The sequence below is a fragment of the Marinobacter sp. 1-3A genome, assembly GCF_016597775.1.
Taxonomy (GTDB): Bacteria; Pseudomonadota; Gammaproteobacteria; order Pseudomonadales; family Oleiphilaceae; genus Marinobacter; species Marinobacter xiaoshiensis.
Genome location: NZ_VCGZ01000002.1, coordinates 409,634 through 424,926 on the forward strand (window position 1 = coordinate 409,634; position 15,293 = coordinate 424,926).

14 protein-coding genes are annotated in these 15,293 nt (G+C 52.4%); all 14 read left to right on the forward strand.

Annotation, left to right across the window (positions count from 1 at the left end; all coding sequences use genetic code 11):
* Window positions 1-173: 173 nt before the first annotated feature.
* Window positions 174-566: an ATP synthase subunit I gene (locus FE848_RS04965; RefSeq protein ID WP_200201630.1), complete on the forward strand. Its 393-nt coding sequence runs from the start codon at window positions 174-176 to the stop codon at window positions 564-566.
* A gap of 15 nt (window positions 567-581) precedes the next feature.
* Entirely contained in the window at window positions 582-1,433 is an 852-nt protein-coding gene (atpB, locus tag FE848_RS04970; protein WP_200201631.1) for a F0F1 ATP synthase subunit A, read from the forward strand.
* A 53-nt stretch (window positions 1,434-1,486) separates the two neighbouring features.
* Window positions 1,487-1,714, forward strand: a complete 228-nt coding sequence (gene atpE, locus FE848_RS04975) for a F0F1 ATP synthase subunit C (protein WP_200201632.1) — start codon at window positions 1,487-1,489, stop codon at window positions 1,712-1,714.
* A 95-nt stretch (window positions 1,715-1,809) separates the two neighbouring features.
* Window positions 1,810-2,280 carry a F0F1 ATP synthase subunit B gene (locus tag FE848_RS04980; RefSeq protein ID WP_200201633.1) on the forward strand — a complete coding sequence of 157 codons (471 nt, stop codon included), beginning with the start codon at window positions 1,810-1,812 and terminating at the stop codon, window positions 2,278-2,280.
* An 11-nt stretch (window positions 2,281-2,291) separates the two neighbouring features.
* Window positions 2,292-2,828 carry a F0F1 ATP synthase subunit delta gene (locus tag FE848_RS04985; protein ID WP_200201634.1) on the forward strand — a complete coding sequence of 179 codons (537 nt, stop codon included), beginning with the start codon at window positions 2,292-2,294 and terminating at the stop codon, window positions 2,826-2,828.
* Window positions 2,829-2,856: 28 nt separating this feature from the next.
* On the forward strand, window positions 2,857-4,401 hold the full coding sequence (atpA, locus tag FE848_RS04990; RefSeq protein WP_200201635.1) for a F0F1 ATP synthase subunit alpha: 1,545 nt from the start codon (window positions 2,857-2,859) through the stop codon (window positions 4,399-4,401).
* Window positions 4,402-4,468: 67 nt separating this feature from the next.
* Window positions 4,469-5,329, forward strand: coding sequence for a F0F1 ATP synthase subunit gamma (atpG, locus tag FE848_RS04995; protein ID WP_200201636.1), 861 nt, complete (start codon window positions 4,469-4,471; stop codon window positions 5,327-5,329).
* 53 nt (window positions 5,330-5,382) lie between these two features.
* Window positions 5,383-6,777 carry a F0F1 ATP synthase subunit beta gene (gene atpD / locus FE848_RS05000; RefSeq protein WP_200201637.1) on the forward strand — a complete coding sequence of 465 codons (1,395 nt, stop codon included), beginning with the start codon at window positions 5,383-5,385 and terminating at the stop codon, window positions 6,775-6,777.
* A 36-nt stretch (window positions 6,778-6,813) separates the two neighbouring features.
* The gene (locus FE848_RS05005; RefSeq protein WP_100687617.1) at window positions 6,814-7,236 is read left to right on the forward strand and encodes a F0F1 ATP synthase subunit epsilon; all 423 of its coding nucleotides are present in this window, start codon (window positions 6,814-6,816) and stop codon (window positions 7,234-7,236) included.
* A gap of 119 nt (window positions 7,237-7,355) precedes the next feature.
* Complete coding sequence (glmU, locus tag FE848_RS05010) at window positions 7,356-8,720, forward strand: bifunctional UDP-N-acetylglucosamine diphosphorylase/glucosamine-1-phosphate N-acetyltransferase GlmU (RefSeq protein ID WP_200201638.1); 1,365 nt, start codon at window positions 7,356-7,358, stop codon at window positions 8,718-8,720.
* Window positions 8,721-8,776: 56 nt separating this feature from the next.
* A complete protein-coding gene (gene glmS / locus FE848_RS05015) occupies window positions 8,777-10,609 on the forward strand; it encodes a glutamine--fructose-6-phosphate transaminase (isomerizing) (RefSeq protein ID WP_200201639.1) in 1,833 nt (610 codons plus the stop codon).
* A 101-nt stretch (window positions 10,610-10,710) separates the two neighbouring features.
* Window positions 10,711-11,571, forward strand: a complete 861-nt coding sequence (locus FE848_RS05020) for a TnsA endonuclease N-terminal domain-containing protein (protein ID WP_320159502.1) — start codon at window positions 10,711-10,713, stop codon at window positions 11,569-11,571.
* Complete coding sequence (locus FE848_RS05025) at window positions 11,555-13,630, forward strand: integrase catalytic domain-containing protein (protein ID WP_200201640.1); 2,076 nt, start codon at window positions 11,555-11,557, stop codon at window positions 13,628-13,630. The genes FE848_RS05020 and FE848_RS05025 overlap by 17 nt, the downstream gene beginning before the upstream one ends.
* Window positions 13,627-15,282, forward strand: a complete 1,656-nt coding sequence (locus FE848_RS05030) for an AAA family ATPase (RefSeq protein ID WP_200201641.1) — start codon at window positions 13,627-13,629, stop codon at window positions 15,280-15,282. Before FE848_RS05025 ends, FE848_RS05030 begins: the two co-directional genes overlap by 4 nt.
* The last annotated feature ends 11 nt before the right edge of the window (window positions 15,283-15,293 follow it).

Consider the following 15,293-nt stretch of genomic DNA (forward strand, 5'->3'; position numbering starts at 1 on the left):
GCCACTAACCACCAGATGTCGTGACCGCAAAGGGCGGGACCCACTAGGTGTGTGATAAATAGCAGTTCTCAATCCCGATGTGACGAAAAACCAGCCAGGTTTAGTGCAGAGTCTGGTTGAACAACAAGTGCTTAAAACATATAATTTCGCGCGATTGGAATTATGGCGGTGATATGAAACCTCGGCAATCTCGAATCACCAAGGTTCCGTTGGCCCGCTGGCTGATCATGGAGTTTACAGGGCTGAGTGTTTTCAGTCTCTTATGGTTACTGCACAGTCCTTTGGCCGGTTATTCCGCTTTTGTTGGCGGTCTTATATTTATAGTGCCGAACGCCTGGTTTGTACACCGGGTTTATCGTTACCAGGGCGCACGTAACGCGCATCTGATGGTGGGGAATTTGTTTCGGGCGGAATCCACTAAAATCGCCCTTACCGCAGTTTTCTTCGCGGCCGTTTTCACTTTAATGGAGCCGGTACATGTACCGGCTCTGTTATTCACTTTTGCTGTGATGGTCCTGGCAGGTGGCGCATTGCGCTGGCTGATACGGCCTAAACCACGGCGATGACTGGACGAGAGCAGAATGGCTGATACCCCAGTAGAGTATATAAAGCACCACCTCCAGAATCTGACCTATGGCAAGCTTGAAGCTGGCTACGAGCGATTTGATGGCAGCGTGATGAGCGAGTCCGCATGGACCTTCGCCCGCACCGCGCAGGAAGCCTCCGATATGGGGTTCATGGCTGTCCATGTGGACACTTTGGGCTGGTCCATTGCAATGGGTCTCCTGTTTCTGGGACTTTTCCGCTATGTCGCAACGCGTGTCACTACCGGTGTGCCGGGCGCTTTGCAGAATCTGGTGGAAGTCACTGTAGAATTTATCGAAAACCTGGTGCGCGATGGCTTCCATGCCCGCAACCCGATGATTGCACCGCTGGCGCTGACCATTTTCGTGTGGATTTTGCTGATGAACATGCTCAAGTTCATCCCGGTAGACTACGTGCCCATGCTGGCTTCGGCTATGGGTCTTGAGTACTTCAAGATTGTCCCGACGACCGATCCCAACGCCACCTTTGGTATTTCCATAGGCGTTTTCCTGCTAATCATCTTCTACAGCCTGAAAGTGAAAGGTATTACCGGTTTCGCCAAAGAGCTGAGCATGCAGCCTTTTAATCACTGGGCTCTGATTCCTGTAAACCTGGTATTGGAAGTTCTGGTTCTGGTAGTGAAGCCTATCAGTCTGGCACTGCGTCTGTTCGGTAACATGTATGCTGGCGAAGTAGTGTTTATCCTGATCGCACTGTTGCCGTTCTGGGCACAGTGGACACTGAACCTGCCCTGGGCAATTTTCCATATTCTGGTAATTCCGCTGCAGGCATTTATTTTCACAATGCTGACAATAGTTTATCTTGCAGCGGCGCACGAAGATCACTGATTTACCCGTTAAAAAGCAAACCCTTAACTATCTGAAAAACTGAGGAGTTCTCAATGGAAATGGTATATATTGCAGCAGCGATCATCATCGGTATGGGCGCACTGGCCACCGGTATTGGCTTCGGTATTCTGGGCGGCAAACTGCTTGAAGCTACAGCCCGTCAGCCAGAAATGGCTAACCAGCTGCAGGTTAAAACCTTCATCATGGCTGGTCTGCTGGACGCCGTTCCAATGATCGGTGTTGGTATCGCGATGTACCTGATCTTCGTTGTTGCTGGCTAATCAGCCCAATAATGCGGGCGCTGCTCTTGTAAACAGAGCCTGGCGCCCGGTTTTTTGGTCTCCAGCACGCAACGAATAGCAAGAGGTATATTGCCGTGAATATAAACCTTACGTTGATAGGGCAATCGATTGCCTTCGCTATTTTCGTCTGGTTCTGCGTGAAATATGTTTGGCCGCCTATTACGGCTGCCATGCAAGCGCGCCAGAAGAAGATTGCTGATGGTCTTTCCGCTGCTGACCGGGCTTCACTGGACCTTGAGCTTGCTCAGGAGAAAGCCGCCCAGCAAATGCAGCAAGCCAAAGAAGAAGCTTCCGTTCTGATTGATCAGGCCAACAAGCGTGCCGCTCAGATTGTGGAAGCGTCCAAAGACGATGCCCGCAAAGAAGGCGAAAAGCTCATTGAGCAAGCCCGAGCGGAAATTCAACAGGAGCGTGTTCAGGCTCGCGACGCACTAAGAACTGAAGTGGCATTGCTTGCCATTGCCGGTGCCGAGAAGATTCTGGAAACCTCTGTCGATGCCAAAGCTCACAGCGAGATGCTGGACAAGCTGGCAGCACAACTCTAAGCGAGGGTCCCATGGCAGAACTGACTACGTTAGCCCGGCCCTACGCAAAAGCCGTTTTTGAAGCCGCGAAAGAGCGAGACGCCGTTGGATCCTGGGATCAGGCTCTTGCTCTTGTTGGTATGCTGGCAGCTGACGGCGCTGTGAAGAAAATTCTGGCCAATCCTGGCCTGTCTGAGCAACGCAAGGCAGAGCTGTTTTTCGATACTGCTGAAGAACAGATGCCCGAAGCGCTCAGAAACTTCCTGTTGATTCTTGCTGAAAACAAGCGTCTGGCGTTGCTGCCGGAAATTTCAACCCTGTTCACCTTCTACCGCGCAGAACTTGAGCGCACGGTAAACATGAAGGTAAGTACTGCGTTTGAAATGACTCCGGAAGAGCAGCAAAAGCTGGCAGAAGCATTGTCCAGGAAACTGGAGCGTAAAGTCGCCCTGGAAACCGCTGTTGATCGTTCGTTGATTGGCGGCGTGGTGGTAAATACCGGCGATTTGGTTATTGACGCTTCAGTCCGTGGCAAGCTGGCCAAAATGGCTAAAGCTCTGGGCTCCTGATTTCAGCAAAAGGTTTGAGGACAAAGGCATGCAGCAACTGAATCCATCCGAGATCAGTGACATCATTAAAAAGAGAATCGAAAAGCTCGATATCTCTTCTGAAGCAAAAAACGAAGGCACTATCCTGTCTGTTGCAGATGGTATTGTGCTGATTCACGGCCTTGCCGACGTAATGTCCGGCGAAATGATCGAATTTGCTAACGGCACATACGGCATGGCGCTGAACCTTGAGCGCGACTCTGTCGGTGCCGTAGTACTGGGCGACTATGAAGGTCTGGCTGAAGGCCAGAAAGTTCGTTGTACCGGCCGTATTCTTGAAGTGCCTGTTGGTCCGGAATTGCTTGGTCGCGTTGTTGACGGTCTGGGTAACCCGATCGACGGCAAAGGCGAGCTGGGTACTACCCTGACCGATCCCGTTGAGAAGGTAGCACCGGGTGTTATCGAGCGTCAGTCTGTTGATCAGCCGATCCAGACTGGTATGAAAGCGATCGATACCATGGTTCCGGTTGGCCGCGGCCAGCGTGAGCTGATCATTGGTGACCGTCAGATTGGTAAGACAGCTGTCGCCATCGACGCGATCATCAACCAGAAGAACTCCGGCATCAAGTGTATCTATGTTGCCATTGGCCAGAAGCAGTCTTCGATTGCTGCGGTTGTGCGCAAGCTTGAAGAGCATGGTGCGATGGATCACACCATTGTGATTGCCGCTGGCGCCGCAGACCCGGCCGCGATGCAGTTCCTGGCACCGTACTCCGGTACCACCATGGGTGAATACTTCCGTGACCGCGGTGAAGATGCCCTGATTGTATACGATGACCTGTCAAAGCAGGCTGTTGCTTACCGTCAGATCTCCCTTCTGCTGCGTCGTCCACCAGGTCGTGAAGCTTATCCTGGTGACGTTTTCTATCTGCACTCCCGTCTTCTGGAGCGTGCATCCCGCGTAAACGCGGACTACGTTGAAAAGTTCACCAACGGTGAAGTGAAAGGCAAGACCGGTTCTTTGACCGCACTGCCAATCATCGAAACCCAGGCTGGTGACGTTTCGGCTTTCGTACCGACCAACGTAATCTCCATTACCGACGGTCAGATCTTCCTTGAGACCAACCTGTTCAACTCCGGCATCCGTCCGGCGATGAACGCTGGTATTTCGGTATCTCGGGTAGGTGGTGCAGCTCAGACCAAGATCATGAAGAAACTGGGCGGTAACATCCGTCTGGCGCTGGCTCAGTATCGCGAGCTGGCAGCGTTTGCGCAGTTTGCTTCGGATCTGGATGACGCGACACGTAAGCAGCTCGAGCACGGTCAGCGTGTTACTGAACTGATGAAGCAGAACCAGTACAGCCCAATGACTGTGGCTGAAATGGGTAGTGTTCTGTTCGCAGCTAACGAAGGCTTCCTTGATGACGTAGACGTCGCCAAAGTTGTTCAGTTTGAAGCCCAGTTGTTGGATTGGTTGCGTTCAGAGCAAAAAGAACTGCTTGAGAAGATCGGTGCCGAAGGCAACTACAACGATGACGTTGCCGCAGGTCTTAAAGCTGCGCTGGAGAAATTCAAGACCACTCAAACCTGGTAACACCGCTGGCCCGCTGCGGCGGGCTTGCAGGTCCAAATGAGTGTCTAACTTGAAAGGGCAGTGATCTATGGCCATCGGAAAAGAAATACGTAACCAGATCGGCAGCATCAAGAGCACGCAAAAAATCACCAGCGCCATGGAAATGGTTGCGGCGAGTAAAATGCGTAAAGCTCAGGAACGCATGCGGGCTACGCGGCCTTATGCGGAGAAGATGCGCCAGGTAATTGGACACATTGCCAAGTCCAATAAGGATTACCGTCATCCGTTCATGATTGAGCGTGAGGTGAAACGTGTAGGCTACATCGTTATCTCCTCCGACCGCGGATTGTGCGGTGGTTTGAACTCCAATGCGTTCAAATTGCTCGTGCGCGAAATGCGTGAATGGAAAGACAAAAATGTTGCGATTGACCTCTGTGCTATCGGGCAGAAAGGCGCTTCATTTTTCCGCAGCTACGGTGGCAACGTGGTCGCGGCACTGACACACATCGGTGACGATCCCAGCGCGGAAGTTCTGATCGGTAACGTCAAGGTGATGCTCGATGCTTTCAGTGAGGGCAAGATTGACCGCCTGTATCTGGTGAGCAACGAATTCGTCAACACCATGACGCAACTGCCGAAATCAGAGCAGCTACTGCCGCTGCCGGAAGGCATCGAAGAAGATATCGGTACCCAGTGGGATTACATTTACGAGCCGGATGCACGTCCGATTCTCGACGGGCTACTGCCACGCTATATTGAGTCCCAAGTGTATCAGGGCGTGGTAGAGAACCTGGCTTGCGAACAGGCCTCCCGAATGATTGCCATGAAGAGTGCTACCGATAACGCCGGTGACATTATCAAAGACCTGCAGTTGGTATACAACAAAGCTCGTCAGGCAGCCATTACGCAAGAGATTTCGGAAATTGTGAGCGGCGCGGCATCGGTCTGATTCGCCACAATCCTACTGGTATTATTGACTATGAAGATAACGAGGAACCGAGCATGAGTAGCGGACACATCGTTCAGATCATTGGCGCGGTTATCGACGTGGAATTCCCACGTGACGCCGTTCCAGGCATTTACGACGCACTGCTGCTTGAAGGTGGCGAAACTACACTGGAAGTTCAGCAGCAGCTGGGCGACGGCGTTGTTCGCACCATCGCGATGGGCAGCACTGAAGGCCTGAAGCGTGGCCTGAAAGCAGAAAACACACACAAGCCGATTTCGGTACCTGTGGGCACCCAGACTCTGGGTCGCATCATGGACGTTTTGGGTCGTCCTATCGACGAAGCCGGCCCTATCGGTGAAGAAGAGCGTTGGGCTATCCACCGCAAAGCACCGAGCTATGCAGATCAGTCAGCTTCTGCCGACCTGCTGGAAACAGGTATCAAGGTTATCGACCTGATCTGCCCGTTCGCCAAGGGTGGTAAAGTTGGCCTGTTCGGCGGCGCCGGTGTGGGCAAGACTGTTAACATGATGGAACTGATCAACAACATCGCGAAAGAGCACTCCGGACTCTCCGTATTCGCAGGTGTTGGTGAGCGGACTCGTGAAGGTAACGACTTCTACTACGAAATGAAGGACTCTAACGTTCTTGATAAAGTAGCGATGGTCTACGGCCAGATGAACGAGCCGCCAGGAAACCGTTTGCGTGTTGCCCTGACCGGTCTCACCATGGCTGAGAAGTTCCGTGACGAAGGTCGTGACGTGCTGTTGTTTATCGACAACATCTACCGTTACACCCTGGCCGGTACCGAAGTATCTGCACTGCTGGGTCGTATGCCCTCAGCGGTAGGTTATCAGCCGACTCTGGCCCAGGAAATGGGTGAGTTGCAGGAGCGTATTACCTCCACCAAGACTGGTTCTATCACGTCCATTCAGGCGGTATACGTACCGGCGGATGACTTGACTGACCCGTCACCAGCTACCACTTTCTCGCACCTTGATGCGACTGTGGTACTGAGCCGTGACATCGCTTCCAAGGGTATCTACCCTGCGATCGATCCGCTGGACTCCACCTCCCGTCAGCTGGATCCGCTGATCATTGGTCAGCAGCATTACACGGTTGCCCGTGGTGTGCAGAACGTACTGCAGCGCTACAAGGAACTGAAAGACATCATCGCCATTCTGGGCATGGACGAACTGTCTGAAGAAGACAAGCAGATCGTTTCCCGTGCTCGTAAGATTGAGCGTTTCCTGTCTCAGCCGTTCCACGTTGCTGAAGTATTTACCGGTTCACCTGGCAAGTACGTGTCTCTGAAAGAGACCATCAGCAGCTTTGAAGGCATCCTTGCCGGTGACTATGATGATATGCCTGAGCAGGCGTTCTACATGGTTGGCGGCATGGACGAAGCCATCGAAAAAGCGAAGGCCATGAAAGCGAAAGAAGCGAAGTAATCCTCTTTCAATTTCTGACCCAAGAGGCTTAGAGATATGGCTATGACTGTACATTGTGACGTCGTAAGCGCTGAGAAGAAGATTTACTCCGGTCTGGTAGAGATGCTTATCGCTACCGGCACCGAGGGTGAGTTGGGCATTCAGTTTGGCCATGCTCCGTTGCTGTCCGCGCTTAAGCCGGGGGCAGTCCGGATCATCAAACAAGGTGGCGAAGAGGAAATCCTCTACGTTTCCGGGGGATACCTGGAAGTGCAGCCAAATCTTGTAACATTGATGGCCGATACAGCGGTGCGGGCGAAAGACGTTGATGAGGCTGCCGCAGTGCAGGCTCAAAAAGACGCCGAAGCAGCATTGGCGAACAAGACGGGTGAGTTTGAGTACTATCGTGCGGCTGCAGAGTTGGCCGAAGCGGCTGCTCAGCTACGCACCCTGCAAAAGCTGCGCAAAAACGTTCGATAGAACAGATTGCGAGAGCTTGCATCGAAGAAGCCGCATCCTTCCATTCCGAGGTGCGGCTTTTTTGTTGTGTGAACTACCATTGATATAGAACCCCGACCACGTAAGGGAGTTGTTGCCCCATGTCACCGTTGCACGTTGTTATCCTGGCTGCCGGCCAGGGATCAAGGATGAAATCATCGCTGCCGAAGGTTCTGCATAAAGTGGCAGGGCGGCCGATGCTCCATCACGTGATCGAGACTGCCCAGACATTGGGCGCCGAAAAAGTACATGGCGTGATTGGCCACGGGGCTGATCAGGTACGAGAGGCTTCAAAGGCTTACAGCGTAAGCTGGGTGATGCAGGAACAGCAGCTGGGAACAGGCCACGCTGTCGCTCAAACACTGCCTGAGCTGCCTGACGATGCCAGGGTTCTGGTGCTTTATGGTGATGTGCCCCTGACCACAGCACAAACCCTGCAGGGTTTGGTGCAGGGTCTGGACGAAACCACCCTTGGGTTGTTAACGGTGACTCTGGACAACCCCCAGGGCTATGGCCGTATTTTGCGCGACCAAGCGGGGCAGGTTACCGCCATCGTTGAACAAAAAGACGCCAGCCCGGATCAGTTGGCTGTTAATGAAGTCAACACAGGCATTCTTGCCGTAAGTGCGCGCCACTTGAAAGCCTGGCTTCCCCAGCTATCGAGCAGCAACGCCCAGGGCGAATATTATCTCACTGATATTATCGCCATGGCGGTTCAGGCTGGCATGACGGTAAACGTGGCTCAGCCGGGCAACCCGTTTGAAGTACAGGGCGTGAACAATCGCCTGCAACTGGCCGAGCTTGAGCGCTGGTATCAAAGCCGGGAAGCAGAGCGCCTGATGACTGAAGGCGCCACCCTGGCTGACCCATCGCGAGTGGATGTGCGCGGTGAACTCACCATCGGCAACGACATACTGATCGATGTGAATGTGGTCTTTAATGGCAAGGTGACACTGGGCAGCCATGTATCCATCGGTCCCGGTTGTGTCATCACCGATAGCAATATCGCCGATGGCGTCCATATACATGCCAACAGCGTCATTGAGCAAAGCAATGTGGGCCCCAATGCCAACGTTGGGCCCTTTGCTCGCCTGCGGCCAGGCACGCAACTGGCAGCTAACAGCAAGGTAGGGAATTTTGTTGAAACAAAAAACACCATCGTTGGCGAGGGCAGCAAAATTAACCACCTGAGTTACGTGGGTGATGCTACGCTGGGCGCTAACGTAAACGTAGGTGCAGGCACTATTACCTGCAACTATGATGGCGTGAACAAGTACAAAACCGTGTTGGGCGACGGTGTGTTTGTAGGCTCCAACAGCGCGCTTGTGGCGCCGGTTACGATTGCTGCAGGTGCCACAGTTGGTGCTGGCTCTACGATTACCAAGGATGTGCCTGAGCAGCAACTGGCCGTAGCCCGGGGTCGCCAGCGCAACATCTCCGGCTGGCAAAAACCGGAAAAACACTGACCGTAATTTTCTCCCGGTAATTACCACGATTTTTTATCACGAACAGGACAGACAGCATGTGTGGCATTGTAGGTGCAGTTTCGGAACGGGACGTTCAGGGCATTCTTCTTGAGGGCCTGCGCCGCTTGGAATACCGGGGATATGATTCTGCCGGTATGGCCGTTCTGGATGGCAAGAGTGCCGTTCAGCGCGCTCGGGAGGTGGGCAAGGTAGCCTCGCTTGCGGCTGCCATTGAAGCCAACCCACTCACAGGTTATCTGGGTATTGCTCACACCCGTTGGGCAACCCACGGAGAGCCATCACAGCTTAATGCTCACCCACACATGTCTGGCGACCGCCTCGCAATCGTGCACAACGGTATCATCGAGAACTACCAGGAACTGCGCGAGGAACTGAAGGCCGACGGCTTCAAGTTTACGTCTGAGACGGACACAGAAGTTGTTGTGCACTTGATAGAAAAGAACTACCGCGAACTGGGCAAACTGTACGAGGCGGTGAAGATCTCTGTAACCCGCCTGCGCGGTGCCTATGCGCTGGCAGTGGTGCATGCCGATGAGCCTGACCACATGGTGGTTTGCCGTGAAGGTAGCCCGCTGGTTGTCGGCGTGGGGATCGGTGAAAACTTCATTGCGTCTGACCAGCTTGCGCTGCTCCCCGTAACCGACCGCTTCATTTTTCTGGAAGAAGGCGACCTTGCGGATATCCGTCGCGACCGTATTGAAATTCACGACCGCAGCGGTGCACTTGTTGAGCGCGCCACCAACCGTTTTGAGCACAGTGCAGACTCCGCCGACAAAGGCGAGTATCGCCACTACATGCTCAAGGAGATTCATGAGCAGCCAAGAGTCATCAAGGCCACCATGGAAGGACGAGTCACCGCCACCAAGGTATTGGAACAGGCCCTGGGGACCGAAGCTGGTAACCTGCTGCAGGACGTTCGCCATGTACAGATCATTGCCTGTGGTACCAGCTACCACGCTGGCATGGTGGCTCGCTACTGGATTGAAGATCTGGCAGGTGTGCCTTGCTCCGTGGAAGTAGCCTCCGAGTTTCGCTATCGCAACCACGTAATCCAGAAAGACACCCTGTTTTTGTGTATCTCACAGTCTGGTGAAACCGCCGATACGCTGGCCGCACTGCGCCAGGCAAAAAAAGCCGGTTTCCGCGCCGCCCTGGCGATCTGCAACGTACCGGGCAGCACCCTGGTGCGCGAATCAGACCTGGTTATCATGACCCAGGCCGGCCCCGAAATTGGCGTTGCCTCCACCAAAGCTTTTACCACCCAGCTAACGGCCCTGCTGTTATTTACTTTGGCACTGGCGCGTAAAAATGGCCTGAGTGAAGAGCGGGAAGCCGAGATCGTCAAAGCGCTACATTTGGTGCCGGGCCAGGTGAACGACGTGCTGGCGCTGGATGGTGAAATCGCTGAAATGTCCATGCGCTTCATGGACAAAAACCATGCCCTGTTCCTGGGCCGTGGTTCTCAGTACCCGGTGGCGATGGAAGGCGCGCTGAAGCTGAAAGAGATTTCGTATATTCATGCAGAAGCCTATCCCGCAGGCGAGCTAAAGCATGGTCCTCTGGCACTGGTGGACAGCGAAATGCCCGTAGTTACGGTTGCCCCCAACAATCACATGGCCGAGAAGCTGAAATCGAACCTGGAAGAAGTGCGTGCCAGAGGCGGCGAGCTATTCGTGTTTGCGGATCGTGCGGCGAACATAAAGCCGGAAGATAATATCCACGTGATTCAGCTTCCGGAAGTACACGAAATCACCGCACCGATTGTGTATACCGTGCCGTTACAGTTGCTGTCGTATCACGTTGCCGTGCTTAAAGGCACAGATGTGGACCAGCCCAGAAACCTCGCAAAAAGCGTGACGGTAGAGTAAACCCATAGCACACTGCCTTCTTCGTGTGGGATGGTAATAAAGTTGGTAACAAGGTAAAAGAGTTGGTAACTTTGGAATAAAGTTGGTAACAGGCGGTCGGTGTGGCAAAGTTTGGCTATTCTCCTATGGAGCTATCGGGAATGGCTAACTACAAACTCGACAAAAAAACTGAAAAGTGGATCAAGGAAAACCGTGGCAAAGGAAATGGTAAAGACTACCATCCATGGCTCACGGTCAGAGATCTACCCTCCGAGGGGCGTTCGCACCGGGTGATGGGCCACTTGACAGGGCGAACCCACCATTTCTTCTCTGACACAGAACTTGCGGCTTTTTTGTTAATTGAATGGAACCCGGATGTCATTGATATCCGTGAGCAGTTTCCTCTCCGAATAGAAGACACTCTCTCACTGGCTGAACAAGCCAAAATTTCTCATCCCGCAGCAAGCGGATACCACCAGATCATGTCCAGCGATTTTTTTGTCGACCTTTCCACGTCGACTGGGCCACAGAGTATGGCGATCCAAGTGAAAGTCTCATCCGACCTAATGGATCCGCGAACAGTAGAAAAACTGGAAATTGAGCGTCGGTATTGGAAACTTAAAGGTATCCCCTGGTATCTGATAACCGAGAAGCAAATGCCCTCCACCGTAATGGCAAATCTTGATCTGCTTTATTCCGCACGAGTGCAAGGTGAGAGCCTGGAGGTCTTATTTCAGAGTTTGCCGATCTATGTCAGTGCGTTGGCAGATAACCCTAATACCAGACTCCCGGACATTGGAATGCTGATTGACCACTCTTACTCACTTGAGCCAGGCACATCGCTGGCTAGGTTACGGGCACTGGCAGCTTTGAGAGTATTAACGTTCGATATCTCCATCCCGTGGAACAAGCTGGTATCGAGAGACCTGCAGGTAGTAGAGGATATCGAGCTGCTGAGGGCTAGTTATGCTGCGAATCAATGACGTCTTTAAGCTCGGGCGGGAGCGGTATCGCATATTGGCATTGGCGGGCCAACACGCTATCTGGATGAATATTGACTCAGCTAAAGGGTGGCCTGAGCTGGTCAAAGTCACTGAGATCGAGCAATGGATATTAGATGAATCACTTCGCCGGGTAGAAGATCCCTACTCGGAACTCGCCTCGCTAGCCGTGGAACAGGGCAGTAAAGCCCAAATGATTCGGGACCAGCGGTATGAGTTAATAGCCCCTTTGATTGTTGATGAAGAAATTTATTACCGCAGTGGCAGGGGTCCGTTAGTCCAGTCTCGTAGTGACGAAACCGGCAAACCCAGAAAATCGCTTTATAAAAACCTCCGTCAGTACTGGCAGAGAGGAGTGGTGCCCAATGCGTTGTTACCTGATTACCGAAAATCCGGAGGAAAGGGCCAGAAAAAAGTATCCAGAAAGAAATTGGGCCGACCTCGGAAAATTTCGCCGGGTACCGGGATTACCGTCGATGGCTCCATCGGAAAGATGTTTCGTCTGGTACTTGATCGCTACTACGTCAACGACAAGGGCCATAGCCTCCCATACGCTCATCGACGATTCATCGATATGTTCGAGGCTGCTAATCCCGATGTACGGCCAGAAGATTATCCAACACTTGATCAAATCAGATATTTTTACAGAAGAGAGTATGAGAACGCCGATCGGATTCGCTTAAGAGCAAACAGAATCTCCTACCAGAAAGATATACGACCGTTAATAGGGACCGCCACAGCAGGAGTGCTGGGCCCAGGCTCAAGATATGAAATTGATGCAACGATTGCTGATGTTTACCTGCTATCGGCAGACCGGCAACGGATCATCGGTCGTCCGACTCTGTACGTGGTGGTTGATGTCTTTAGTCGCATGGTGGCGGGCTTTTACATAGGGTTGGAAAATCCATCCTATGTCACAGCAATGAGTGCTCTGACTACGTCCATGTCAGACAAGACTGAACTCTGCGCCCGTTATGATCTGGAGATTACGCAAGAGCAGTGGCCAACTGTTGGGATCCCAGATGCCATCCTTGCGGACCGTGGCGAATTACTCGGGCATCAGATTGAATCCCTGGAGAAAGCGTTTGGCGTGCGCATTGAGGTTACACCGCCATACCGGGGAGATGCGAAAGGGATAGTTGAGCGTTATTTCCGAACCCTGCAAGCTGAATTCAAGACGTTTGCGCCGGGTGTCGTGACAGGGACAAAAGTCAGAAAACAGGGCGGAAAGGACTACAGGCTTGATGCAACACTCACTCTGGACGATTTCACCCAAATCATGCTCGCCTCGATTCTTCACCGGAACCAATATGCAGTGCTGTCGAAGTACGACCGCGATCCGGACATGCCAAACGATATGGCGTTAACCCCTCTCAACATCTGGAATTGGGGTATACAGAATCGAACCGGTCGCTTGAAGAACGTATCGGAACAAGCCTTGCGCATTGCTTTGTTGCCACGCCAAAGAGTCCACCTTTCTGATTTGGGGATTAGCTGTTTTGGTGCTTATTATACGTCTAAGGAGTTATTAGCATCTGGCTGGCTGCACAGGAACGGAGATCGCAGAGTCACAGGCCTTCGGGCAGCTTATGATCCTGCAGTGGCTGATTATATTTATCTTTTCCCGGAAAAAAACGGTTCGGAATACTGGGTGTGTTCTCTGACCGATCGTTCGCGCCAGTTTCGCGGCAAGTCCATGTGGGAGTTATGGGCCACTCAGCAAGAACAACGAAAAGCGACGAGCGTTGCCAAAGTGGCTGAGACAACCAGCAAACGAGACCTGGAAAATCTGGTCAGCAACACTATCAAAAACGCTGAGCGTTCGCGCCCCGCCATCAATAAACAGCAATCGAAAGCCGCAACAGTCAGAGGCATACGTGATAATCGCAAGCAAGAGCGAGATGCTCAAAGAGCTGAACAAACGAAGGCGCGGCAACCTGACACTAGTAAATCGAAATCTGATGTAACCTACCTACATGGCAAGCCCGACGATGGCGCCTTCCCGGATTTTCTGGATGAGCTGTTTGGAGACGATGAATGACTTTACCTTCAGGCATGGTGAGGGCCGTTTACCAGGACACCGGGATACCGTCATATCATGGCAATCCACTGATTGAGGCCTTACCGCCAATACCAGACCGTAAACAGCTCATAGCCGGGCTCAGTGAGGCTATGGAGCTCCGACCGACAGAAGTATACCTGGACGGCCAGACACGCGTGCACATTATCTCCCAGCTCCTGGACGGTTTTTTTCAGCCGCTGGCGCGTCACATTGAGCTTGAATCAAAAATCTCGATCATGCTGCGTCAGGGATATGTGGGGCGCAATATTGCCACTGGTGATCTTTCGGCCCACCTACAGAACGGATATGAGCGAATCAAGAGCGGAGACTTAAAGGCATTTCGCTTTGATCACGTGGAGTCGACTGCGAAAAGCCTCGCATTCATTGGGTGCTCCGGTTCCGGAAAAACCAGTTCGCTAAATCGAATCCTGGCAACCTATCCACAGATGATCCATCACCCGAAACACAATTTCACGCAGATTGTGTTTCTGAAAATCGATTGTCCTCATGATGGCACTCTTAAGAGCCTCTGCCACAATTTTTTTCGGGAAATCGATTCCATCCTTGGGACAGATTATGTCCGGCATTATGGTGAAAAGCGTCACGGCGTAGAATCAATGATTGCGCTGATGTCGCAATTGGCAAACACCTACGCGATTGGGTTACTGGTCATTGACGAAATGCAGCACCTGAACCTCGGTAAAGCCGGGGGAGCCGAGAGGATGCTGAACTTCTTCGTAACTTTGGTAAATGAAATCTCCGTACCAGTGGTAATGGTCGGAACACCAAAGGCGCGACCGATATTTGAGACAGACCTCCGATCTGCACGGCGCGGGGCGGGGTTTGGGTCAATATTGTGGGAACCACTGCGTAAACCTAGAGCCGACGAAAACGTAGACCGAACTGAATGGGGCGCGTTCACAAAAAAGCTGTGGAAGTACCAGTGGCTAACCAAAGCCAATGACACCATGTTGGACGATTTAAGAGAGCTATGGTTCGATCTGTCTCAGGGGATCATGGATGTTGTGATCAAATTGTTTGTCCTGTCCCAGATTCGAGCAGTTGTAACAGGCACGGAACGAATCACACCCAATATAATGAAAAAGGTGTATCAAGACGAACTAAAGCAGATTCACCCGATGATGGAAGCTTTGCGCTCTGGCGACCCAAGCAGAATTGCCCAGTTCTCAGATCTTATAATCCCTGACGTGGATAAGAAAATTCTGGAACTCAGTACCCTCCTGGAGTCGAGCAAAGACCAGATCCGGAAATCTGTTCAGTACAACGGAAACGAACAGGCAATTCGCCTGCATAACATGCTGGTTGATATGGGGTATGAGTCAGACCTTTTGGAGCCGTTAATTCAACGAGCGTTTGAGGAGCACCCTGACTTACAGCTAAAAGACCTGATGCCGATTATTCTTGAGTGGTACAAGTCTTCCGAGCAGGTGCGGCCGGTGACGGAAAAGCAAAAAATCAAATCGGTCAAAGTGAAAGAGTGGCAAACCCTCGACTCAGATGATTTGCGCTTTATGCACTCTCAAGCGGCGAACGAAGACGAGATGCTGGATGCCGCGCATCAATCGGGGCTGGTGTTTAACAGCGCCCAGTGGCTGGGTTTTGGTAACTAGGCCTAGCTGCC